We start from the raw sequence: 24226 nt of genomic DNA, 5'->3' as shown, positions 1-24226 counted from the left end.
TATTTACATTCTAATTTTATTTTAATCCGATTTTAATCTTTATAATAACAAAAAAAGACTAATTAATAACTAGTCTTTTTAAATTCAACAGAATTATTTCCTGATTTTTTTTACAAATCCAGTCTGTTTTCATCAAAAAATAAAAAATACAAACAATCCGGAATCTGTACGCTATTCTTTTTTAAGTTCATCAATCATATTTTGAAGCTCTTGAATTTTATCTTTTAAAACCTTAATTTCATTTTTATTTGAGCTTATATTGCTTTTTATCATTACATTTTTAGCTCGTTCACTATGATCTTCATCTTCCTCTTCTTCATTGATTTCTTCAATATCTTCCTGGATATCTTCAATATCTTCGTTAATCTCTTCAATATCCTCGCTGATTTCTTCGATATCCTCCTGAATATCTTCAATATCCTCGCTGATTTCCTCGATATCTTCCTGAATGTCTTCAATTTTTTCATGACTTTTGTTTACCGACATCTGAATGAAAATAGCAAGGTAAATAGCCTCTAAAGAAACAACCGTCGTAAGAATAAGAAGCATTTTATCAAACTCGACAAGCTTTAGTATAGGTAAAAGAAAGGAAATAATGAAAAATAAAGTATGTGCAATAAGTGAAGGTATAGAGCCAATCCACCATGTGATACCGTTTGCTATTTTTTCTAATAATTCTAATTTTTCACTTTGTGCTTTCATCTCATCTTATTTTAAAATAATTCTTTAGTTACACCCAATCCGAATAATGCAAAATCATATTTTGCAGGATCATTTCCATCAAACTTTCTAATAGTAAAATCTAACTCTTCCACCGTTTTCCAATCATTTTGTGTTCTGGAAATCAGTCCCAATTTTCTTGAAATATTCCCGGTATGCACATCCAACGGAACCGACAGATATTTTTGATCTATATTTTCCCAAATACCAAAATCTACGCCACGTTTATCTTTACGGACCATCCATCGAAGAAACATAATGATTCTTTTGGCAGAAGAATTTTTATAAGGTGAGCTGACGTGTTTGTGGCTTCTGTGTTTTTCAGTTTCTAAAAAACTGCTTCTGAACCGCTCAATAGCATTTTGAAAATTAGTTTCCGGAGCATTTACTTTAAATAAACCTTCCAGACTTTCGTTTTCTTTATAAATTCGATTAAATTGTTTAATGAAATACGTAAAATCTTCTCCGTTAAAAGTTCTGTGGATACTTTTATCCCGGATTTCCTTTACATCTTTATCTGAATGATTCAGTACAAAATCATAGGGAGAATTTCCCATGATATCGAGCATTTTTTCAGCAGATTTTATGATTGATTTTCTGTTTCCCCAAGAGATTGTAGCTGCCAGAAAACCTGCAATTTCAATATCCTGCTTCAAAGAAAAACGATGCGGAATCTGTATCGGATCATTTTCAATAAAATCGGGATGATTGTACTGATCAGCTTTTTCGTCTAAGAAGTTTTTTAGTTCTTCAAATTTTAGCATAAAAAATTAAATTTTCACAGGTTCAAGTGCTTTTGGCAAAAAAGTATTGGCAAAAATCTCTCTCGCTTCATCTGTAAACACTGTCAAATCTGCATATCTGTTAGAAAAATGGCCTAAAATCAGTTTCCCGGCCTGAGCTTTCTGTGCAATTCTCGCAGCCTCTAAAGCTGTTGTATGCCCTGTATAATCTGCCATTTCTTTTAAATCATGTAAAAATGTAGATTCATGGTATAAAACCGTGACATTTTTAATAATCGGGATAACACTTTCCAGATATCTTGTATCACTGCAAAATGCATAAGAAACCGAAGGTTCGGGATCAGTTGTTAATTTTTCATTTTCAAGGACATAGCCATCACTTAAAACGAAGTCTTTTCCGGCTTTAATATTATGATAATCACAAGTTTCTATTTCACTGTACTTAGCGATTTCCTTCATATTAAGATGCCGGTCTTTCGGTTTTTCTTTAAAAAGATAACCATTGCAGTAGATTCTGTGATCTAAAGGTATCGTAAAAACCTCTACTCTATTATCTTCATAGATTTTCTCAGAATAATCCTTATCCAATTCATGATAAATCAGCTCAAAACCACGATGTGTTTCCGTGATCGTGAAAATCGTTTCAAGCATTTTTTTAATTCCTTTCGGACCATAAACATGAAGTGGAGTTTCTCTTCCCAACAGCCTGAAAGACGCTATCAATCCCGGCAGACCAAAACAGTGATCACCATGAAGGTGAGAAATAAAAATATGATTTATCTTCGAAAATTTTGCTTTAGCTTTTCTCAGCTGAACCTGAGTTCCTTCTCCGCAGTCAATCAGAAAATGCCTCTCCTCTATTTCCAACAACTGAGCTGTCGGCGAAGAATTGATTGTCGGAATTGCCGAATTAAAGCCTAATATCGTTAAATAAGTACTCAAATCAATAGTTTAATAATGACGACAAATGTACGACACATTTAAGTTTAAATATAAAAAGCACGATTTTTTTCATAAATGACTCTTATTTCTTTTGTCTTAACGCGCACAACCCAGTCTATAAATTATAGAATAAATCCTACTAAACTTAATCCCTTACTTTTAAAAAGTCTAAAAACAAATCCAATGCCTGCTTTCTATGGCTGATTCTATTTTTATCTTGAGATTCCATCTGTGCAAATGTCATATTATAACCTTCGGGTACAAAAATAGGATCATATCCAAAACCTTTGAAGCCTTTATTTTCAGTCAGTAAATCTCCATGAACACGCCCGTCAAAATATTTTGCCCCGTTTTCATCATAATAACATAAAACTGTGATGAAATAAGCTTTTCTGTTTTCAACATCCTTCATTTCATCCAACACTTTTTCTATATTTTTAGCAAAATCATGATCGCCTGCATAGCGGGCAGAAAAAATCCCGGGTCTTCCGTCTAAAGATTCAACAACCAAACCGCTGTCATCTCCCAAACTCGGGACTCCTGTTTTTTCAAAGCAGTATTTAGCTTTAATCAGAGCGTTAGCATTGAACGAATTTCCATCCTCAACAATCTCTTCATGAATATGATAGTCAGTCAGGCTTTTTACGACAAAATCATCGCCTAAAATCTGCTGAATTTCTTCTTTTTTATGTTCGTTGTGTGTTGCTACCAATAACTCCATATTCGTTTTCATTTTTAAATTTAAATTTCAGAATAATGTACTTTATATTTCTTCATAAAAAGATAGTAAAATAAAGAAAAAACTACAATCCCGATTGCTAATATTATCCATTCAGAAACTTTAAAAGCATCTGCAAAACTTTCATTTTTAGTATAAGTGATTAATAAAGAAGAACACAGATTGTTGAAACCATGCAGCAGCATTGGTAATAATAAAGATTTGGTTTTAAAATAGACCAGACCTAATATGCAACCCAATAAAACTGCGCCAACAAATTGCCAGGGATTGGCATGTACCACTCCAAAAATTAATGAGGCATACAAAATAGCCTTCCAGGGCTCTACACCTTTATTTATTAGTCCTTTTTGAATAATTCCCCTGAAAATAATTTCTTCAAAAACCGGAGCCATAATTACCGCTGTAATAATCATCACAACAGGATCATCAGTCAGCTGATTCATCAATTGAGAGAAAAATTCATAATATTTTCCAAAAAACAGTCCCGTTGTAGGAATTTGAGAGGTGATAAATTCTGCAATGAACATCATTCCAATCATTAAAGGAAAGATCAATAAATAAGTATAAAAATTGGTGGGAGAAAAATTAAAATTAAGTTTTTTCCCCGTTGTTCGTCTTACGATAAAAAAATCAAAAAAAGCAATGGCGGCTACGAATCCCACAGCATTTGAAAGCATGAAAAACCAATCTTTATATTGAAGATTTTCCTTGAAAGTAAACATCCAGAAAACATTAAAAAAAGAAACGAGCATCGTCCCCAAAAACAATCCCGCCAACAAAGTGAGCCCTCCAAGCCATGTGAATGTAAACTTTGGATATTTGCTGTTTTCCATACTTTTAATTAAAGTTTATTTAAAAACAAAGATAATTTTTTTGCAAGGCTTAAGCAACTAAAAAAAGGAAATTACTTATTTTCGCCAAACCACTATATTTCATGAAAAAAATTAATACAGAAAAGCAATTTCCAACAATGGAATCCGAAATCAATAAACTGACAACTAATTTTGGGGCTAGTTTAGCCTGGTTTGCCGTTTTATGCCTAAGTTTTCTCGCCATTATGCCCTTTTTAGAATTTTACGAGTACGGTTTTCTTAATTACCTAACTAATAAAGCCACACAATTTTGGGGATTGATTGTGATGGAAATTACAAGCCTGGGAGGAAGTATTTTTTTAGCGAACTATCTTCTTACTGCAAGAAAGAAAAATTTATTGAAAATAATTGTGAATGATAAAGGAGCTTTCATTTTTACTCCGGAAAATAAAATTTTTCGACAATTTTTATATTCAGAATTATGCAAATCCAATGGTTATGAACCAGACATAAGCGTTTATATCAATTACAAACCCGTAACAACAACCGTTCTGAAAATTCACAGAAAGAATTCTTCCGGTGAAATCATTCAGGAAATCATGAGTTTTCATTGGGAATATTACGCGTTAAAAAACAGATTTGCATTATATCAACATTTTCTGAAAGGCATACAAATTTTTCGTCCCGATTTGAAAATTCAGCAATATGCTTTGAATACATTTCATCTTAATCCTGATTAAAAGATGCGAAACAATAAAAGGAGACCCTATTTTTCTGACTGTATTAGCATTTCTTGCCGTGGGTATTATTTATATACTTTTTTTATTGGGTAAGTTCATTATGCAATCGTTTTAATCAATTTTAAAATTTATATTTTTTTAAGGTTAATTCTCTTTCAGGCTATTTTTATGGAGTAACTTTGCACATTAATTTTTTCACATGGATAGTTTAGTAAATCGGTCAGAGAATGTTAATTTATCCTTGCTTACTTATGTATGTTTTACTTTTGTAGGATATTTCATTATAGGATTGTCTCTGTCTGTTCTTCCGATTTTTATTAATAAAAATTTAGGTTTTAGCTTAGTTGTTGCCGGGCTGGTAATCAGTTTACAATACGTTTCTACTTTTTTTCTGAGAGCCTATTCAGGAAAAATAATTGACGGGAAAGGTCCAAAACCTGCCGTTTTATTCAGCATGATAAGTTTTTCTTTGACAGGTATTTTTTTAATAATAGCGTATTATTTTAGACTTTCACCATTTATCAGTCTTTCATTTCTTGTGGTTACACGTTTACTCACAGGCTGTGCTGAAGGAATGATTGGCGCAAGCCCGATTAACTGGGCAATCATGGCAGTTGGAGAAAAACATACCGCAAAAATCATTTCTTACAACGGTGTTGCGTGTTACGGAGCTTTAGCAGTCGGAGCTTCTTTAGGAGTTACCATCGAACATGAATTCAGTCTTTACGGAATTGGAATCCTATCTGTTGTTTTAGGAATATTGGGTTTTCTTTTTGCTAAAACCAAAGAAAATAAAACCAATATCAATCCACAGGATTCTCAATCTTTCTGGAATGTATTGGGAAAAGTAGCTCCTTTTGGAGTTTGTCTGGCTTTGGGAGGTCTTGGCTTTGCGAGTATTTCGACTTTTATAACATTATATTACAATTATTTTCACTGGAACAACGGAGCTTTATGTTTAAGTGTATTCGGAGGATTATTTGTTGCAGGAAGATTGGTTTTTAGTAACGTGATTAATAATTATGGAGGAATAAAAGTGGCGATTGCATGTCTTCTGGTTGAAACTCTCGGACTTTTAATCATTGCTTTTGCTGCCAATTCACAAATGGCACTTTTAGGAGCAGGAGTTACAGGCTTAGGCTTTTCATTAATCTTTCCGGCTTTGGGTGTTGTTGCCATTAAAAGCGTTTCTCCTTCCAGTCAGGGCTCTGCATTGGCTGGATACGGACTTTTCATTGATCTTTCTCTGGGAGTTGCAGGACCGTTAATTGGCGCTGTAGCCGATATTTGCGGGATGAAATATATTTTCCCGTTTAGTGCAGCAATGGTTTTTGTGGGACTTGGGCTGGCTTTTTTACTGGATAGAAAGTATCTTAAGAATTAGATTAAAAAAACAGATTTTCAGGATTCGACAAAATTCACGATTTTTGCAACTTCAAAATACGATATGTCAGACTTAATCAAAGAAATAGAGAAAAGAAAAACTTTCGGGATTATTTCTCACCCCGATGCCGGAAAGACCACTCTTACTGAAAAATTACTACTTTTCGGAGGTGCGATTCAGGAAGCAGGTGCAGTAAAATCCAACAAAATAAAAAAGGGGGCAACCTCCGATTTCATGGAAATTGAAAGACAAAGAGGAATCTCCGTGGCAACTTCTGTGCTGGCTTTTGAATACAGAGATCACAAGATCAACATTCTGGATACTCCGGGACACAAAGATTTTGCTGAAGATACGTACAGAACTTTGACAGCCGTTGATTCTGTAATCGTTGTGATTGACGTTGCAAAAGGGGTTGAGGAACAAACAGAAAAATTGGTAAAGGTTTGTAGAATGAGAAACATTCCGATGCTGGTTTTCATTAATAAACTTGACCGTGAAGGTAAAGATGCTTTCGATTTGCTAGATGAAGTGGAGCAAAAATTAGGTTTAAGAGTTGTTCCGTTATCACTTCCAATTGGTATGGGAAGTGATTTTCAGGGAATTTACAATATCTGGGAAAACAATATTCAGTTATTTTTAGAAGAGAAAAAACAGAAAGTCGGAGAAGCTATTAAATTTGATGATATCAATGATCCTTCCATTGATGAAGTAATAGGTGAAAAAGCAGCGAATACCCTGAGAGAAGAACTTGATTTAATACAATCTGTATATCCGGAATTTAATCGTGAAGATTACCTGAATGGTGATTTGCAACCTGTTTTCTTTGGTTCAGCTTTGAATAATTTTGGAGTACGTGAATTATTAAATGCTTTCATTGACATCGCTCCTATGCCACAGCCAAAAGAGAGTGAAACGCGTTTAGTAAAGCCTGAAGAACCTGCTTTCACCGGATTTGTTTTCAAAATTCACGCCAACATGGATCCAAAGCACAGAGACCGTTTGGCTTTTGTAAAAATTGTTTCGGGGACATTCAAAAGAAATGAAAATTATTTATTGGTAAGAGAGGGTAAGAAAATGAAATTTTCGTCTCCTAATGCATTTTTTGCAGACAAAAAAGAGGTTGTGGATGAAAGTTTTCCCGGAGATATTGTGGGGCTTCACGATACAGGAAGTTTCAGAATTGGCGATACATTGACAGGCGGGGAAAAACTAAATTTCAAAGGTATTCCAAGCTTCTCTCCTGAACATTTCAGATATATCAATAATAACGATCCGTTAAAAGCCAAGCAGTTGGCAAAAGGCATCGATCAATTGATGGATGAAGGGGTCGCCCAATTATTTACACTCGAGATGAACAACAGAAAAATCATCGGAACTGTAGGTGCGCTTCAGTATGAGGTTATCCAGTATCGCCTGGAACATGAATATGGTGCAAAATGTACTTACGAACCCCTTTCCATGCACAAGGCCTGTTGGATAGAAGCTGATGAAAAATCCGAAGAATTCAAAGAATTCGCAAGATTAAAGCAAAGGTTCTTAGCCAGAGATAAATATAATCAATTGGTATTCCTTGCAGACTCTTCTTTTACAATTCACATGACACAGGAAAAATTTCCAAATGTGAAACTGCATTTCATTAGTGAATTTAAGAATAGCTAATCATAGCAAAATAAATATTAAAAAAATCCGTGGAAAATTTCTACGGATTTTTTATTTGTCCTGAAATTCACGTTTTAAATACCAAAAAAGATTTGTAAAACTTTTGTAAAATAAATTTAATTCCCTGATATTCTTTTAAATACAATTTTACCATTACAATACATTCCATTTACAAGTGCTACAAGAACCCCGCTCCTAATTTTACTTCATCAAAAAAATTAATGTTATGAAAAAGTTTATCTTACTGGTAGTTGTATCAAGCACGTTTATCATGTGTAAAAAGTCAGAGGCAACACTATCTCAATTTGAAAATGCTATGAAATCTGCAGACAGTACGGCAACCGTGGTGACAGAAACTATTAATTCTGTCAATAACACAGCGAATGATGCATTAGATTCTGCAAACGTAAAAATCAGAGAATTTGAAGACACAAAAAATGATGTTAAACAAAAGATTGAATCAACTTCAAAAATCGTAGATTCTCTTTCCGATAAAATTTCTTCAGTAAAATTGGAGTCTAAAATTGAAAAGAAAGACTCTGCGAAGAAAAAGGATGAAAAAATTGTTGTGAATGTTCAGGCTCCAAAAGTAATTAAGGAAACAAAAGTTGTTTACAGAGACAAACCGAAAAATGAAAACTTTGAACTAAATGTTCCGAAAAACAAAATGGTAAAATCCGGTTTTATATCTATTAGTGTTGATAATTCCGAAACTGTAAAAGAAATCGTAAAAGAAGACATAAAAAGAAATAACGGGTTTGTGAAAAGTGAAGAAATGTCTTATGTTGTTGAAACAGCACAAAAAAATACATCCTCTGACAGAAAAGCGTACTACCTGCAGGTAAAAGTTCCGATTCAGAATTTTGATGAATTGATGAGCGATTTAAATTATAATCTGGGAGAAGCAGAAAGCAGGAATGTAGAAGTTTTGGGAGATAAGTATGTTGATAATACAATCTGTAATATTTCTATCACCCTTACTGATAAATCAAAAGCTGAAAAAGAACCTAAAACTTTCGGAGAAAAATCTTTTGCGGCCATTGATTCGGGCTGGAACGTTATTACCTCAATTTTTCTATTTATACTTCCTTTATGGCCGTTATTCTTAATTGCCGGAATCGGATACTATTTTTATAAAAAAAGAAATAAAAACATTCCTAATAATGATGCTAATTAAATAATTGAAAATCCATCCCCGTGATGGATTTTTTATTTTTAATAAATTTTTAATTGAATTTAGAATTGTAAGCAAAATCTTATTTCTAAATTTATATTATCATTAGATAATTAAACTAAACACCAATGAATAAAGAATTTCCCAATTTTAAATATGAATTAGAAAATAAAGAGCCCCGGCTAGGTCCCGGCGGAATTACAAGAGGAGTTTCTGTAAAGGAATTCGAAGCTTCTCAAAATCTTGCAGGTGTAAGTATGCATTTGGAACCCGGAGCGATTCGAGAGCTTCACTGGCATGCAAATGCAGCAGAATGGGGCTACGTTGTGGAAGGTCAAATGCGGACAACCGTGATTGATCCGGAAGGTAATGTTTCCGTTGATATTTTTAATCCGGGTGATGTTTGGTATTTTCCAAGAGGTTTTGGACATGTTTTGCAATGTATCAGCAGTGAAAGCTGTCATTTTATTTTGATTTTTGATAACGGTGATTTTTCTGAAGATCATACTTTCAGCATTACAGATTTTATTTCAAGCGTTCCTGTGGAAATTGCAGCTCAAAATTTAGGTTTGACAGAAGAAGAAGTGAAACAATTACATCAAGGGGAGGCTTATTTTGCAAAATGTGAACTCCCGGATATTCATTCAGGGTTAGCTTCTGTCAGAAATGAAATTTCACTGGTATCAAAACATCGCTATCCTCTTGGAGCACAACAGCCGATAGTAGTTCCCGGGGGCGGATTACAAAAGGTTGTTACTCAAAAAGAATTTGAAATTGCTAAAACTATCACAGGAAGCATTTTTGAAATAGAACCGGGCGGATTGCGGGAAATGCATTGGCATCCCAATGCTGACGAATGGCAGTATTACATTCAGGGAAAAGCTGAAATGGGAGTTTTCTTAGCCGAAGGACAATTCGTGAAAGATGAATTTAATAAGGGTGATGTTGGCTATGTTCCAATGGGAGCAGGGCATTACATTAAAAATATCGGAAGTGAAAAACTGATTGTTTTGCTTGGCTTTAACAATGGCCTGTACGAAGCTATTGATTTAAGCAGCTGGCTCAGCGGAAACCCAAAAGATATTTTAAAAGGAAATTTTGGAATTTATGATGAAATTGCCGATAAGCTTCCTACTTCTGATCAGTTTATTATTAAGTAGGTTTTTTGGGCAAAAGAAATAATTAATATTATATATTAAAGTTGTGATTTGGTGAAAAATAAGGCTCTCAAATTGAGAGCCTTATTTAATGTACTATTTCATATTAACTACTTTATCTACCACATACTTTGTGTTTCCTCTCCAAGGCAAAGCTCCGTTATATTCTTTGTAATGAAGATCAAAGCTCTTACCGCTGTTCGTTTCCAATTGTTTGAAAATTTCAGGGTCCTGTACAGAAAATTCAAATTCATAGCTTGTGATCGTTCCTGTTTTCCCCCTTCCGAAACCTTCCTGAATCAATTTGCCTTCATAGGTTTTAAAGACATACCCTTTTTTGATAGCATAATTCAGGTAGCCGGATTTTACCCCTTCTCCGAAAACGAAAAAATATTTGTACCATACAAAAACTCCTAAAAGAAGAAAAATGGCACCAAGACTAATCCACAAGTATTTCATAATGTAGTTTTTTAAAGCAGTTTATTTTGCAATACTTCTTGAAATCACAATTTTCTGGATTTCAGAAGTTCCTTCATAAATCTGAGTGATTTTTGCATCACGCATCATTCTTTCTACATGATATTCTTTTACATATCCGTATCCACCATGGATTTGTACCGCTTCAATTGTAGTATCCATTGCCACTTGAGAAGCGTATAATTTTGCCATTGCTCCACTTTCAGAAATATCTTTTCCGGCATCTTTTTCTACAGCAGCCTTGAAGCAAAGCATTTTAGCCGCCGTAATCTGAGTTGCCATGTCTGCTAATTTGAAAGCAATAGCCTGGTGATTGATAATTTCAGTTTTGAAAGCTTTTCTCGTTTTAGCGTATTTTAAAGCCAATTCATAAGCACCAGAAGCAATACCTAAAGCCTGAGAAGCAATACCTATTCTGCCTCCGTTTAATACAGCCATCGCAAAATTGAATCCGAAACCGTCTTCACCAATTCTATTTTCTTTCGGTACTTTTACGTTGTTGAAGATCAAAGAATGTGTATCACTTCCTCTGATTCCCAATTTGTCTTCTTTTGGTCCGATTTCAAAACCTTCCCAGCCTCTTTCAACGATAAATGCATTAATACCTTTGTGTTTTTTTTCAGGATCTGTCTGTGCAATTACAATATAGTAAGATGCAGTTCCACCGTTTGTAATCCAGTTTTTGATACCGTTTAAAAGGTAATAATCCCCTTTATCTTCCGCAGTAGTTTTCTGAGAGGTAGCATCAGAACCAGCTTCCGGCTCAGACAATGCAAAAGCTCCTAGTACCTGCCCGCTTGCCAAAGGTGTAAGGTATTTCACTTTTTGCTCTTCAGAAGCAAATTTTTCAAGCCCGGCACAAACCAATGAATTATTTACAGACATTACCACAGCTGCAGAAGCATCTACTTTTGCAATCTCCTCCATTGCCAAAACGTAAGAAACACTATCCATACCAGCACCTCCGTACTTAGGATCTACCATCATACCTAAAAGCCCCATTTCCCCCATTTTCTTTACCTGCTCTGTAGGAAATTTCTGGTCGCGGTCTCTTTCGATTACTTCAGGTAATAATTCGTTTTGTGCAAAATCCCTTGCTGCCTGCTGAATCATCAGCTGTTCTTCTGATAAATTAAAGTCCATAAAAATTGAATAATTAGATGGTCGCTAATTTACAATTTTTGGGCAAACCTGAAAATAGAATTAGTAATTAGAAGGAAGTACCCAAGGCTCAGCCGGAAATTATAATTCCTAAATCTTCACAAGATAAAGTATAAGCATGAATTATTCAGTATATTATGGCATACATTTTATTAATTTCTAACTTATGGTTTCTAATTTCCGGAATTAAAAAAAATGCTTATATTTAAAATCCTTTAACTATTACTTAAAAAATCATGACAATCAAGAGATTATTCGATATACCTCATTATGCTTTAGAAAAATATCCTAAATCGGATATGTTCGTAACCAAATATCACGGTGAATGGAAAAAAACATCTACGCAAGAGTTTATTAATCAGGGGAATAAAATATCAAGAGGCCTTTTAAAACTTGGAATAAAGCCCGGTGACAAGATCGCTTTAATCACCACAAATTCACGTACAGAATGGGCCGTAATGGATTTGGGGCTATCTCAAATCGGGGTGGTTTCGGTACCTGTTTACCCCAGTATTTCTCCCGAAGATTATGAATTTATTTTCAATAATGCCGAAATTCAATACTGTTTCGTCTCAGATAAAGACCTTTTAAATAAAGTAATGAAAGTGAAGCATAACATTCCTTCTCTACAGGGGATTTTCACTTTTGATAATATTACCGGTGCCGCGAACTGGAAAGAAATTCTTGACCTGGGTGAGGATGACTCTACCCAAATCGAAGTTGAGGATTTGTCTAAAGCTATCAATCCTGACGATTTGGCAACAATTATTTACACTTCAGGAACTACAGGAAGGCCCAAAGGAGTAATGCTTACTCACGACAATATTGTATCCAATGTTTTGGGCTCTATTCCCAGAATTCCGAAGAGAAAAAGTTTAGATTATAAAGATACTAGAGTTTTGAGCTTCTTACCGATTTGTCATATTTTTGAAAGGATGCTTTTTTACCTTTTCCAATACAATGGTTTTTCTATTTATTTCGCGGAAAGCATTGATAAAATGGGAGAAAACGTAAAAGAAGTGAAACCTCACTACATGAGTGTTGTCCCGAGATTAGTAGAAAAAGTTTATGATAAAATTTATAATACGGGATCTTCCGCAGGAGGTCTAAAATCTAAAATATTCTTCTGGGCACTGAATTTAATTTCCAAAAAGAAAACCATATCAAAACCATCAGGATTACAGGAAATCATTGCTGACAAACTGGTCTTCAAAAAGTGGAGAGAAGGTCTAGGAGGTGAAATTATCACTTTAGTTTCAGGTTCTGCAGCTTTATCTACAAGATTGAATTTAATGTTCCAAAATGCAGGAATTCCTATTCTGGAAGGTTATGGTTTGACAGAAACTTCACCTGTAATTTCTGTAAACAGTTTTGAAAAAATGAAAATCGGAACAGTCGGACTTCCTTTGGATAATTTACAGGTAAAAATTCAGGAAGATGGTGAAATTACGGTGAAAGGTCCTTCTATATTTAAAGCTTACTTTAAAAATGAGGAAATGACTAAAGAAGTTTTTACCGAAGACGGATATTTCAAAACCGGAGATATTGGCCATATCGACAGTGAAGGTTTTTTACAAATTACCGACCGTAAAAAAGAAATGTTCAAAACTTCAGGTGGAAAATATATTGCTCCTCAAACAATTGAAAATCTGGCAAAAGCTTCAAAATTTATTGAGCAGATTATGGTTGTAGGAGATGGCGAAAAAATGCCTTGCGCATTGGTACAGCCTGATTTTGAATTTGCAAAAAACTGGGCAATGAGAAATAATTTAAATATTGGCTCTACACCCCAAGAGATTGCAAAAAGCAAAGAATTAAAGGAAAGAATTGAGAAAGAATTTGACAGTATCAACGAGCATCTTGGAAACTGGGAAAAAATTAAGAGAATTGAGCTGACTCCCGAAGTCTGGAGTATTGACGGAGGGCTTTTAACACCTACTTTGAAACTGAAAAGAAAAGCTATTAAAGAGAAGTTTATCGATCTCTATAATAAGATGTATGAACATCATGAATAAATATGAACCGCTTCTGTTGAGGCGGTTTTTTATTTTAAAACCAATTCATTTAAACACAAATGGACACAGATATTTTCACAAATTACACAAATTGCGAATTTTGAGCCGTATTTGTCATTTTAAACGGAGCGAAGAGTAGTGAAAAAACCATTTAAGTTTTGTGTTAAATGCTCTGTTTAGATTTCTGTAGAATAACCAATTTTGTGGCTATTTTTAAGATTGCTTCGTCGCTTTTGAATATTCACAGATCTTCGGTCTGTTCGCAATGACGACAAACATAATACAAAATAAAAAGCTGTTTCAAAAATTGAAACAGCTTTTATATTTTATAAAATTGTAATTAAAAATTAGAATTTAATAACAGTTTTCATTCTCTCATTTTCTTCCATCACTAACTCATCATCAACAAGAATTTTTCCTGAATGCTCATCAATAATAATTTTCTTTCTCTGAGCAATTTCCATTTGCTTTTGAGGCGGAATTGTAAAGAATGAACCTTTTGGAGCTCCTCTTTCTAATCCTACCACAGCAAGACCATTTGGAGAGTTTGTTCTGATTCTATTATAAGAAGCTAATAATCTCTCGTCAATTTTACCTGCATATTCCTTAGATTGCTCAATCAGATATTCTTCTTCTTTTTGAGTTTCAGAAATAAGGCCGTCAAGTTCTTCTTTCTTAAATTTCAAGTGATTTTTAAGCTCACTGATTTTTGTATTAAGTTCGCTTAAAGTTTCATTTTTGTGAGCAATTTTAGCTCCGAATTCTTTAATTCTTTTTTCAGCAAGCTGAATCTCAAGTTCTTGATATTCAGTTTCTTTTCCTAAAGCTTCAAACTCTTTGTTGTTTCTTACATTATCCTGTTGAGCCTTATATTTTTCGATCAAAGATTTTGCATGGTTAATTACTTCATGCTTCGTTTTAATCTGATCATCCTGCTCTTTGATATCAGCAAGAAATTTTTCAGCTCTTTTTTCAAGACCTTCGATCTCGATTTCCAGGTCTTCCACTTCGATTGGCAATTCTCCTCTAGTATTTCGGATTTCATCCAATCTAGAATCAATGATCTGTAAATCGTATAAAGCTCTTAATTTCTCTTCAACTGAAATATCGGTGGTTTTTGCCATATTTAAATGAAATAATTTACGGGGTTGGTTTTCTCAAAAGATTTTGAAATTGCAAATGTACTAAATTTTTGTGATAAAATTTCAAATAATTGTTGGGTTACAAATTGTTCGGATTCATAATGACCGATATCGCAAATCAGCATCTTTGATTCTGCCAGAAAATAGTCGTGATATTTGATATCCCCGGTAAGATAGGCATCACATTTTTTAGATAAGGCAGACTGTATTCCACTTGCCCCGGAGCCCCCTAAAACTCCTACTCTTTTTATTTTTTTCCCGGTAAAATCTGAATGTTTAATGATTTCCAGGTTGAATTTTTCTTTCACAAACTTCAAAAATTCCTTCTCCTCCATTTCTTCTTCCAGCTCACCATACATTCCCAATCCCGAATGATGATTGTCATTATCTAAGCTATAAATCTGGTGTGCAACCTCTTCGTAAGGATGTGCAGATTTCATTGCTGAAACAATTTGCCCCTGTTTATAATCTTCAAAAATCACAGAAATCATATCTTCATCAGCATTTTCACGTATGTTTTGTTGTCCTGAAAAAGGGCTTGATCCTTCGATTGGTCTGAAAGTTCCATTTCCATTAAGGGTAAAACTACATTCGTCATAAAAACCAATACTTCCTGCACCAGCAGAGAAAAGAGCTTCTTTTACTTTTTCAGAATAATCTCTTGGGACAAAAACGGTCAATTGTTTCAAATTGTTCTTTTTAGGCTGAAGGATTTTTACATCTTTTAATCCTAACTGATTACAAATTCCCGCATTTACGCCAAAAAAATCATTATCCCAAGCTGTATGAACAGCATATATCGCAACTTTATTTTCAATTGCTTTCAAAACTGCTCTTTCAACATAATTTTTTCCCGTTAAAGATTTTAATCCTGAAAAAATAATCGGATGAAAACATACTATCAGATTACAATTCTTTTCAATAGCTTCATCTACAACATTCTTCAAAGCATCGTGGCAGACTAAAATTCCGCTCACATTACGATTAGGTGCTCCGCACAATAATCCTACATTATCAAAATCTTCTGCCTGCTGCAATGGGATACGCTTTTCTATTTTTAAAATTACCTCGCTTATTGTCATTTTATTCTGTATGTTTGTTACGAAAATAGGGATAATTTGTTAAATTTAAAAAAACAATAAAATGGAAAGAGAGCACAACCTCATTCCCGAAGATACACTCTGGAAAAGACACCTTTACAGAATCATTTACCGTTCCGACACGAGACTCGGAAAATTATTCGACATTATTTTATTGTCTCTTATTCTTGTAAGCACTTTTATCATCATGATGGAAAGTGTACCGAAGCTTGACAAAAGATTTCATTACACATTTATTATTCTGGAATGGATAATCTCTCTCTTTTTTACAGCCGAATATTGGTCAAGAATTGTTGTTGTAAAGAATAAAAAACATTATATTTTCAGTTTTTTCGGAATTATTGATTTTTTGGCACTTGTCCCATTTTATTTAAGCTTTGTTTTTCCTGTAACGAAATATTTTCTGATTTTCAGGATGCTGAGAATGCTGAGAGTATTCAGAGTTTTCAATCTTTTGGATTTTATGAATGATGGTGCTGTGATTGTAAGAGCCCTAAGGAATAGTTCCCGGAAAATTTATATTTTTCTTTTATTTTTAATTATATTCTCTGTAATTGTTGGTTCTTTGATGTTTATGGTAGAAGGCGGCAGAGAAGGATTTGAAACTATTCCACAATCCATTTACTGGGCGGTAGTTACGGTAACAACCGTTGGTTACGGAGATGTCTCGCCAATTACCCCTTTGGGAAAATTTTTCGCAGTTGTATTGATGCTGGCAGGTTATTCCATTATTGCTGTTCCTACAGGAATCGTAACCGCCGAGATGAGAAACAAAAGACAGAACCTGGAAAAAGTCTGTGAACGATGCGGAAATGAAGATATTGATGATGATGCGAGATATTGTAAACAGTGTGGCAAGAAATTAGCTTAATAATTTTAAATACGTTTAACCTATTCACTAAATACCACAAAATCATGGAACCACAAAAGAAAAACAAACCGAACAGTTTAGTAATTATTCTTTTCTCTTTAGTTATATTAATGATCATCATTTATTTTATTCTGGTGACATTCTTCCCTACTGTTTTTGACCTTATGAATACAGGAGACATACAACCTGTTCCTAATAAATAAAAGCGATAAAAGGTGGCAATTCTGCCACCTTCCTTTTTTACATCTAAATCTTTAATAAGATAATTTTTCTAAATTGTAATTATTTCTTAATTACTTTAGCCACTTGCTTAGCCCCATCTTTAATAAATAAGGTTACAATATACATTCCCGATTTCAAATCGCTTAAATAAAGCTCAGAAGAAGGATTATCAATCGTTTTCAACAACCTTCCTGACATATCAGTCACAGAAATTGTTTTCACATCTCTGATATCAGAAATATGTAAAACCTCAGCAAAAGGATTAGGATATACTTTGAGCGTATTTTTATCTGTTAAAACTTCAGACGTACCCAATGCATCAGTGGTCATTGTAATTGTAAATGCATCTTCCATTTCGTCACTAAAACCGCTGTAATTTCCAATATTCACATAATATGTATTTCCTGCAAGGGTAGGAATTGTAATTGTTTCCGTGCCTCCTTCATAACTATCATCTACGGTATCTTCACATGACAAACTGCCACAAGTACCACTATAAACACCTATCTGGGGATCAAAAGTACTTCCTGGAGGCATCGTAACTGTAATCTCTACATTGTTCCCGTTTCCTGTGAATTTAAACCATGTGCCGTCATTCATATCATTGTCAACACAAACTGTAATCATACCTGCATTATTGGTAGCTCCTGCTCCGTCAGTCTGATTATAAGTATAAGGGAAAGAAGGTACGACTAACGCTGCCGAACAGTCATCATTTGCCGGAGGAGGAGGTAATGTTCCGACGCAAATATCAAAACTTTGACTATAATCACCACTGCTATAACTATAAACTCTCACATAATATGTATCCCCAACTGTAAGCCCGCTAACAAGTGAAGACTCAGGATCGGAGCATAAAATACTTGTCAATGATCCACAGGCACCACTTAGGACTTGGAAATAAGTATCGGTACTGTCATTATTCCCTACAGAAACAATATTGCTAAGACTAATCACATGAGTTGTCGCAGTTGCAACAAATTTAAACCAAACATCATCATCCGGAGTTCCATTACAAGGATCCGGAGCCAATCCTGAATCTGAAGCTCCTAAAGTATATCCCGAAGTAATGTTTCCACAACCCATATCAGGATTTACCGTTAATACAGTTGCAGATGAACAGTCGTCATTTGCCGGTATAGGTGGTGTTGTGGTAAATTTCACATCAGAACATCCAACCGACTCTCCTGAAGCTGATACGGCGATCACTTTTACATAATAAGAGGTTCCCATATTAAATGGTGTAGAGGGCATAAAATTATTAGTAGTTACAGACTGCTGATTTACCACATCTGTTCCGCCAAGAGTAGTTCCTACCGATATTTTATAACTTGTCGCACCCTGTACTGATGTCCACATGATATCTGGAGATACAGGTATAAATGTTGAATTATTCCCAGGATACGTCACTGTAGGACATGCCGGAGTAATATTAGCCGTCAAACCATCAATTGTGATTACAGATTTTTCATCATTTAAATTTCCAAAAGGCGGAGCTGCCAGATTCGGATTTGTAAAGTCACTTCTAAAATAAAGGCTTGAACCAGGCGAGGAATCATAGACATAAAACGCTTCTGAACCACCATCATAATCAGAATCACTTTCCTTAGCAGCTACAACCAGATTATCTGTATTGTTATAAGCAAAAGGAGTGGTAAAAGTAATCTGTACTACGCCATTCATATTTACTACAGTTCCTGAAAAAACCTGTGTCATCTGGACGGAAGGCACCCAGTCATTATCTGATGTGAAATTTGTTTTTGAAGTGTGGCCTACATAGACAGTCCAGTTTGAAGAATTGGCAAGACTTGCTGAAGAATCTAGGTAAAATTTTAATCCTGTAATATTTCCTGCTGCAGAAGCATTGATTTCCTGCTTTGTAAAAATTTGCTGCACATACGAATAACCGTAATAACTGCTGATTGGCGCCGGGCCAACATTGGTACTTCCTACGCCCAAGCTGATTTGAGCAGATAATGTCATGCTTACCATTAATAAGCATAAAAGTAGAATTTTTCTCATAATAGTACTATTTGGTGTATTACTAAATTAGTAATAAAATGACAATATAAATATGAATATTGTTAGTAAAATTAACAATAAGAATAGCGGCTAAAATTTTAGCCGCTATTCTTCAGTTTTGAATAAAATTTATTTACTCCTTATCTTTTAATTGTCTTAATAACTTGTCTAGAACCATCTTTCATTTCCAGTGCAACTAAATACATTCCCTGTTTTAAATCTCCTAAATGAAGAGTTGAAGAAGGCTTATCAATAGTTTTCACCAATCTTCCGGAAATATCAATAACTGAAATAGATCTTACATTAGATATATCAGAAATATTCAAGTCATCTACAAATGGATTTGGATAAACCTTAACGTCTTTAGCCTTTTGGGTCTGTACATCTGAAGTTCCTAATACTATATTTGATGTAATATTTAAAGTAAAGTTACCCTCCGCCGAATCAGTACTTCCACTATAATATGATACATTCACCAGATATTCTGTTCCGGCTACTGAATCAAAACTAAGTGTTTCTACACTTCCTGTCGTTGCATCAGCAGTACCCACGCAAGTAAGAGCACCACAAGTACCGGCATATACAGTTACTCTATGATCCCAAGATGTAGCCGTAGTCGCTTTTACAGTAATATTTCCCCCATCTCCTGTAAATTTAAACCACACTCCATCATTCGTTCCTCCTGTACAAGCTGTAATGAACCCTGTTCCGTTTGTAGATCCCGCTCCATCTGTCTGTGTATATGTATAAGGTAAAGATGATGCCACCAATGCTCCTGAACAATTATCATTTACAGGTGCAGCAACAGTATTCACAGTAAATGTTCTTTCTGCACATGCTGATGACGTATTAGAATTTACTTTATAGTAATATTTTGTTCCTAATGTTAACGGTGTGGCAAATGTATATGAAGTCACATTACCCACATTTACATTATCCATAATATCTGAACCTCCCGATGTAGTCCCAACTGTTAAACTATAAGAAGTTGCAGTTGCAATGGCATTCCACTGAATCGTTGGCTGTATAGGCTGAAGAGTTGCTGCAGCTGCAGGATAAGTCACAAAAGGACATGCTCCCTGAGTTGTAAAGTTTCTCTCTGAACATCCTGTGCTTGATAATGCTCCGCTATAACCATTAACTGTATAGTAATATTTTGTACTAAATGCTAAAGGTGTAGCAATTGTATAGGTGGTTACGTTACCTACATCAACATTATTCATAATATCTGTTCCTCCCGCTGTGGTTCCCATGGAGATTCTGTAACCTGTAGCTCCGGAAACTGTTGTCCATGTGATTGTCGGGGTTATAGAAACATTAGTTGCAGCAGACGTTGGCGCAGAAACCGAAGGACATAAAGTGGCAGTCGTAAAGTTTCTTTCTGTACAGGCTGTACCAGTTTGAGTTGGTGTATACGCAATTATTGTATAATAATATTTAGTATTATAATTTAATGCCGTATTGTGAGTATAGGTCGTTACATTACCCAAGTCAAATGCATTCAAGATATCCGTACCTCCCGCTGTGGTACCTATTGAAATTTTATATCCTGTTGCACCCGGAACTGCTGTCCAGGTAAATACAGGGTTGACAGAAACACCAGTTGCGGCAGCGGATGGTGCTGAGACTGAAGGGCACAAAGGTGTAGTCGTAAAGTTTCTCTCATTACAACTTGAAGAAGCAACAGTTGCATTATATGCATTAATCGTATAATAATATTTAGTATTATAGTTTAATGCTGTATTGTAAGTATAAGTGGTTACATTCCCTAAATCAGAATTATTTAAAATATCTGTTCCTCCTGCTGTGGTACCTATTGAAATTTTATATCCTGTTGCACCCGGAACTGCTGTCCAAGTAAATGTAGGATTGATAGAAACTCCAGTTGCGGCAGCGGATGGTGCTGAGATTGTAGGACATGGAATATTTCTGGTTGTAAACGTTCTTTCCGTACATCCTGTAGCTACACCGGCACCATTTTTGGGTGATACTGTCAAATAATAGCTCGTAAGGTAAGCAAGTTGCGATGCAGCAGGCAATGTATAAGTAGTTACACCTCCTACATCTACATTATTCATTACATCCGTTCCTCCCGGAGTGCTTCCAAGGCTTACAAGATAAGAAGTAGCCCCATCTGCCGCTGCCCATGTAAATGTAGGCGTTACAGACACCGCAGTCGCACCGGCTGTAGGAGCAGATATTGTACTACAGGTAGGAGGAGTTGCAGGCGTTAACCCCAAAATCTGCATAACAGATCTGGAACTAGCTCTTGTTCCTGTAATAGTAGCGTTTGCAGGATCCGGATTGGTAGTATCATTTCTGTAATATAAAATAGAGTTTGATGTCGTTGCAGTATATTTATAAAAATATTCGATTCCGTCCGGATCTACCGTATCATAACCATCTTTATTTTCATCAATAGCTACGACTAAATTATCAACATTATTGTAGGCAAATGGTGTGGTAAATACAACCTCTACAACACCATTGTTATTTGTAACCGCTCCAGAAAACACCTGAGTCATCGAAGAGGCAGGTACCCAAGAGGTCGTTGTTGCAAAAGAATCTGTAGATACATGGCCTAAATAAACCACAATTTCATTTGAGTTTAATAAAGTTCTATTACTTCCTAAATAAAATTTTAATCCCGTAATATTACCGGCATTGGTATTCAGCTCGGATTTTTTAATAATCTGCTGAGTATAAGAAAATTTGTAATAGTCACTCCAAGGTGCGGGTACAGTAGTTGGGGAAGTAGAAGTTCCACTTCCTAATTGCAATTGTGCGGAGGCTCCTATACCAAGAGCCAGCATGCACGCCAGTAGAAATTTTTTCATAAAATAACAAAATTTAAAATTCAGGAGATAAAAGTAATAATTTATTACATATAATTTATATTTTTTTTATTTTTTTTATAAATAAAATAACAATTTAACTATTTTTCTAAAATAATCTTTAATATTTAAGTTCTTTATACCAATATTATTTCTTGCTTTCAGGCATTAAACAGATAAAATTCATTCAAAAGCTCTATTCAGCATTAAATAAACCCTGCAAAAGATTAAATTTCAAAAAAACCATTTAATTATAGCCTTAATCACAACACATAAAAAAAAGCGACCATAACGGTCGCTTCATTTTAAAATTTCACTTAAATATTATTTCTTAATTGCTTTAATAACTTGTTTAGAACCATCTTTCATTTCTAAGGAAACTAAATACATTCCCTGTTTCAAATCTCCTAAATGAAGAGTTGAAGAAGGTTTGTCAATAGTTCTCACCACTCTTCCTGAAATATCAAGTACAGAAATAGACTTCACATTAGAAATATCTGAAATATTTAAATCATCAGCAAATGGGTTTGGATAAGCTTTAAGATTATCTTTTTTAACAGAAGCTGTTTCAGAAGTTGCTAAAGCACTTTCAGTAATATTAATATCATCAATGCTTAGATAAAACCTGTTTACTGCAGAATAACAATTGAATCCAAAATAATAAACACCACTGGTTGGAGGAGTAAAATTAATTGACTCTGTAATTGGTGTACTATTAGTAACGTTCGGATAATCTGCTAAAATAGTAGTCATGGCAGAAGATGAAGCTGATGTACCGTAACCAACTTTTAATTTTTCAACAAATGTAGTTCCTGTTCCTCCGTATTTATAAGTAATGGTATACTGGGTACCTGCTACAAGATTAATACCTTGGGTATAGAACCATGCATTTGCCGCATTTGTTGAATTCCATTTATAGGTTAGTGCCTTAGTAGTAAATCCATATCCATTATTATTTGTTGTCACCCAATCATTACCTGTTCCTGCATTTTCATTACTTGTACAAGAAGGTAAACCCGGAACTATAGCACTCTCAAAATCTTGGCTATATGGCACATTGGCAACTGTTGTACAAATTGTAGAAAAATTCCTTTCACTACATGATGATGAAGCTGTTGTGCTATTATATGAATTTAAAGTATAATAATAAACTGTTGATGCACTTAATGGAGTGGTTAAAGTATAACTTGTAACGTTTCCTAAATCCTGATTATTTAATACGTCCGTACCACCTGCAGTAGTACCTATTGAAAGTTTATATCCTGTTGCATCTGGTACTGCCGCCCATTGGAAAGTCGGAGTTAAAGAAACTCCCGCTTGCCCTTGCGAAGGTGTACTAACTGAAGGACAAGGAATATTCAATGTAGTGAAAGAACGTTCTGAACATCCTGATGAGCTTCCCGAAGTATTATAGGCAGTCAATTTATAATAATATTGAGTTCCGTACTGCAAGTTTGGAGTAATTGAATATGTAGTTACATTTCCCAAATCAACATTATTCATAATATCTGTACCTCCTGACGTAGTACCTACAGAAAGTCTGTAACCAGTAGCACCAGATACTGCTGACCAAGTTATACTAGGAGCTATAGCTACTCCAGTGGCATTAGTAGCCGGCGCAGACACATTCGGGCAGGCAGGTAAAGTACTAGGAGTTAACCCTACAATTGTCACTGAAGAGTTATATCCGTTTCTATCACCAGCTGTGGGAGGACTTGCAGGATCCGGATTAACAGTATCACTTCTATAATAAATAGATCTGTTAGATGAAGTAGTATATACATAAAAAGCTTCACCACTTCCATTAGAATCATAACCTGAAGCGTTTTCTTCAGCTGCTATTACCAGATTATCTGTATTATTATATGCGAATGGTGTAGTTAAAGTAATTTCTACAACCCCCGAATTATTGGTAACAGCCCCTGAGTAAACCTGAGTAAGATCACCCAAAGGAATCCAATCGGTATTGGAACTAAAAGAAGTCTTTGTAGTATGTCCTAAATAAATTACCCAATCCGAAGAATTAGTAAGGGTTGCCGATGCACCCAAATAAAATTTTAATCCGGTAATATTTCCAGCGGCATCTGCATTAATCTCAGATTTAGGAAAAATTTGTTGCACATAAGAATAACCATAATAAGTACTAATAGGCGCTATACCTTTTGTTGTACTACCTACACCCAAATTAATTTGGGCATTCATAACCGTAGCCAATAACACTGTTAGGCACGTAAGTAAAAGTTTCTTCATAAATAAAAATTTAAAATTCGGATCTAATTTAGCAAATTATTAAATATACCGCATATAAAATT

The 24226-nt window shown here is 34.7% G+C and carries 20 protein-coding genes; 8 read left to right on the top strand and 12 right to left on the bottom strand.

All coding sequences use genetic code 11. The annotated features are described in order from the left end of the window. Positions 1-171 precede the first annotated feature (171 nt). From ACM39_RS04785 to ACM39_RS04765, 5 genes are all read right to left on the bottom strand, one after another. Positions 172-702, bottom strand: coding sequence for a DUF1003 domain-containing protein (locus tag ACM39_RS04785; RefSeq protein ID WP_048509872.1), 531 nt, complete (start codon positions 700-702; stop codon positions 172-174). An 11-nt stretch (positions 703-713) separates the two neighbouring features. Further along, positions 714-1484, bottom strand: coding sequence for a TIGR02757 family protein (locus tag ACM39_RS04780; RefSeq protein WP_048509871.1), 771 nt, complete (start codon positions 1482-1484; stop codon positions 714-716). A 6-nt stretch (positions 1485-1490) separates the two neighbouring features. Then, complete coding sequence (locus ACM39_RS04775; protein WP_048509870.1) at positions 1491-2405, bottom strand: ribonuclease Z; 915 nt, start codon at positions 2403-2405, stop codon at positions 1491-1493. A 145-nt stretch (positions 2406-2550) separates the two neighbouring features. Next, positions 2551-3138, bottom strand: coding sequence for an RdgB/HAM1 family non-canonical purine NTP pyrophosphatase (gene rdgB, locus ACM39_RS04770; RefSeq protein WP_185097448.1), 588 nt, complete (start codon positions 3136-3138; stop codon positions 2551-2553). A gap of 8 nt (positions 3139-3146) precedes the next feature. Beyond that, entirely contained in the window at positions 3147-3977 is an 831-nt protein-coding gene (locus ACM39_RS04765) for a CPBP family intramembrane glutamic endopeptidase (RefSeq protein WP_053073292.1), read from the bottom strand. Between the two features lie 101 nt (positions 3978-4078). On the opposite strand from ACM39_RS04765, the gene ACM39_RS04760 reads away from it, so the two are divergent. From ACM39_RS04760 to ACM39_RS04740, 5 genes are all read left to right on the top strand, one after another. Then, positions 4079-4696, top strand: coding sequence for a hypothetical protein (locus ACM39_RS04760; RefSeq protein WP_048509869.1), 618 nt, complete (start codon positions 4079-4081; stop codon positions 4694-4696). A gap of 199 nt (positions 4697-4895) precedes the next feature. After that, complete coding sequence (locus ACM39_RS04755) at positions 4896-6080, top strand: MFS transporter (RefSeq protein WP_048509868.1); 1185 nt, start codon at positions 4896-4898, stop codon at positions 6078-6080. Between the two features lie 63 nt (positions 6081-6143). Next, complete coding sequence (locus ACM39_RS04750; protein WP_048509867.1) at positions 6144-7739, top strand: peptide chain release factor 3; 1596 nt, start codon at positions 6144-6146, stop codon at positions 7737-7739. A gap of 226 nt (positions 7740-7965) precedes the next feature. Then, entirely contained in the window at positions 7966-8916 is a 951-nt protein-coding gene (locus ACM39_RS04745; RefSeq protein ID WP_048509866.1) for a DUF4349 domain-containing protein, read from the top strand. A gap of 125 nt (positions 8917-9041) precedes the next feature. Further along, positions 9042-10073, top strand: coding sequence for a cupin domain-containing protein (locus tag ACM39_RS04740; RefSeq protein WP_048509865.1), 1032 nt, complete (start codon positions 9042-9044; stop codon positions 10071-10073). A gap of 93 nt (positions 10074-10166) precedes the next feature. Here ACM39_RS04740 and ACM39_RS04735 read toward each other — a convergent pair whose 3' ends face one another. Beyond that, positions 10167-10529: a hypothetical protein gene (locus ACM39_RS04735; protein WP_185097447.1), complete on the bottom strand. Its 363-nt coding sequence runs from the start codon at positions 10527-10529 to the stop codon at positions 10167-10169. Between the two features lie 21 nt (positions 10530-10550). Next, a complete protein-coding gene (locus ACM39_RS04730) occupies positions 10551-11690 on the bottom strand; it encodes an acyl-CoA dehydrogenase (RefSeq protein WP_048509863.1) in 1140 nt (379 codons plus the stop codon). Between the two features lie 254 nt (positions 11691-11944). Between ACM39_RS04730 and ACM39_RS04725 the strand changes: the two genes are divergently transcribed. Next, on the top strand, positions 11945-13723 hold the full coding sequence (locus ACM39_RS04725) for an AMP-dependent synthetase/ligase (protein ID WP_048509862.1): 1779 nt from the start codon (positions 11945-11947) through the stop codon (positions 13721-13723). Positions 13724-14070: 347 nt separating this feature from the next. Here the strand turns inward: ACM39_RS04725 and ACM39_RS04720 are convergent, their stop codons facing one another. After that, on the bottom strand, positions 14071-14847 hold the full coding sequence (locus tag ACM39_RS04720) for a zinc ribbon domain-containing protein (RefSeq protein WP_048509861.1): 777 nt from the start codon (positions 14845-14847) through the stop codon (positions 14071-14073). 2 nt (positions 14848-14849) lie between these two features. Beyond that, positions 14850-15947, bottom strand: a complete 1098-nt coding sequence (locus ACM39_RS04715; RefSeq protein ID WP_048509860.1) for a Nif3-like dinuclear metal center hexameric protein — start codon at positions 15945-15947, stop codon at positions 14850-14852. Between the two features lie 61 nt (positions 15948-16008). Here ACM39_RS04715 and ACM39_RS04710 point away from each other — a divergent pair, with 61 nt between their 5' ends. Next, complete coding sequence (locus tag ACM39_RS04710) at positions 16009-16836, top strand: ion transporter (RefSeq protein WP_048509859.1); 828 nt, start codon at positions 16009-16011, stop codon at positions 16834-16836. 44 nt (positions 16837-16880) lie between these two features. Further along, entirely contained in the window at positions 16881-17039 is a 159-nt protein-coding gene (locus ACM39_RS19165) for a hypothetical protein (protein WP_165585089.1), read from the top strand. 79 nt (positions 17040-17118) lie between these two features. On the opposite strand, the gene ACM39_RS04705 is transcribed toward ACM39_RS19165, so the two are convergent. The 3 genes from ACM39_RS04705 to ACM39_RS04695 form a co-directional block, all read right to left on the bottom strand. Next, positions 17119-19080, bottom strand: a complete 1962-nt coding sequence (locus ACM39_RS04705; protein WP_082140523.1) for a T9SS type A sorting domain-containing protein — start codon at positions 19078-19080, stop codon at positions 17119-17121. Between the two features lie 140 nt (positions 19081-19220). Beyond that, on the bottom strand, positions 19221-21917 hold the full coding sequence (locus ACM39_RS04700) for a T9SS type A sorting domain-containing protein (RefSeq protein WP_082140522.1): 2697 nt from the start codon (positions 21915-21917) through the stop codon (positions 19221-19223). A 321-nt stretch (positions 21918-22238) separates the two neighbouring features. Beyond that, positions 22239-24164 (bottom strand): T9SS type A sorting domain-containing protein, encoded by a 1926-nt coding sequence (locus tag ACM39_RS04695; RefSeq protein WP_082140521.1) that lies wholly within the window; start codon positions 24162-24164, stop codon positions 22239-22241. Between the last annotated feature and the right edge of the window lie 62 nt (positions 24165-24226).

This window comes from Chryseobacterium sp. FH2 (genome assembly GCF_001045455.1).
Lineage (GTDB): Bacteria > Bacteroidota > Bacteroidia > Flavobacteriales > Weeksellaceae > Chryseobacterium.
Note: the sequence above shows the minus strand (reverse complement) of the source record. Positions and strands in the feature narration are given on the sequence as shown.

Excerpts from the sequence above, each read along its gene's own strand:
- ACM39_RS04695 (WP_082140521.1), bottom strand. The coding sequence starts at position 24,164 with ATGAAGAAACTTTTACTTACGTGCCTAACAGTGTTATTGGCTACGGTT.
- ACM39_RS04760 (WP_048509869.1), top strand. The coding sequence starts at position 4,079 with ATGAAAAAAATTAATACAGAAAAGCAATTTCCAACAATGGAATCCGAA.
- ACM39_RS04710 (WP_048509859.1), top strand. The coding sequence starts at position 16,009 with ATGGAAAGAGAGCACAACCTCATTCCCGAAGATACACTCTGGAAAAGA.
- ACM39_RS04755 (WP_048509868.1), top strand. The coding sequence starts at position 4,896 with ATGGATAGTTTAGTAAATCGGTCAGAGAATGTTAATTTATCCTTGCTT.
- ACM39_RS04780 (WP_048509871.1), bottom strand. The coding sequence starts at position 1,484 with ATGCTAAAATTTGAAGAACTAAAAAACTTCTTAGACGAAAAAGCTGAT.
- ACM39_RS04785 (WP_048509872.1), bottom strand. The coding sequence starts at position 702 with ATGAAAGCACAAAGTGAAAAATTAGAATTATTAGAAAAAATAGCAAAC.
- ACM39_RS04765 (WP_053073292.1), bottom strand. The coding sequence starts at position 3,977 with ATGGAAAACAGCAAATATCCAAAGTTTACATTCACATGGCTTGGAGGG.
- ACM39_RS04715 (WP_048509860.1), bottom strand. The coding sequence starts at position 15,947 with ATGACAATAAGCGAGGTAATTTTAAAAATAGAAAAGCGTATCCCATTG.
- ACM39_RS04725 (WP_048509862.1), top strand. The coding sequence starts at position 11,945 with ATGACAATCAAGAGATTATTCGATATACCTCATTATGCTTTAGAAAAA.
- ACM39_RS04735 (WP_185097447.1), bottom strand. The coding sequence starts at position 10,529 with ATGAAATACTTGTGGATTAGTCTTGGTGCCATTTTTCTTCTTTTAGGA.
- ACM39_RS04700 (WP_082140522.1), bottom strand. The coding sequence starts at position 21,917 with ATGAAAAAATTTCTACTGGCGTGCATGCTGGCTCTTGGTATAGGAGCC.
- ACM39_RS04705 (WP_082140523.1), bottom strand. The coding sequence starts at position 19,080 with ATGAGAAAAATTCTACTTTTATGCTTATTAATGGTAAGCATGACATTA.
- ACM39_RS04720 (WP_048509861.1), bottom strand. The coding sequence starts at position 14,847 with ATGGCAAAAACCACCGATATTTCAGTTGAAGAGAAATTAAGAGCTTTA.
- ACM39_RS19165 (WP_165585089.1), top strand. The coding sequence starts at position 16,881 with ATGGAACCACAAAAGAAAAACAAACCGAACAGTTTAGTAATTATTCTT.
- ACM39_RS04730 (WP_048509863.1), bottom strand. The coding sequence starts at position 11,690 with ATGGACTTTAATTTATCAGAAGAACAGCTGATGATTCAGCAGGCAGCA.
- rdgB (WP_185097448.1), bottom strand. The coding sequence starts at position 3,138 with ATGAAAACGAATATGGAGTTATTGGTAGCAACACACAACGAACATAAA.
- ACM39_RS04750 (WP_048509867.1), top strand. The coding sequence starts at position 6,144 with ATGTCAGACTTAATCAAAGAAATAGAGAAAAGAAAAACTTTCGGGATT.
- ACM39_RS04745 (WP_048509866.1), top strand. The coding sequence starts at position 7,966 with ATGAAAAAGTTTATCTTACTGGTAGTTGTATCAAGCACGTTTATCATG.
- ACM39_RS04740 (WP_048509865.1), top strand. The coding sequence starts at position 9,042 with ATGAATAAAGAATTTCCCAATTTTAAATATGAATTAGAAAATAAAGAG.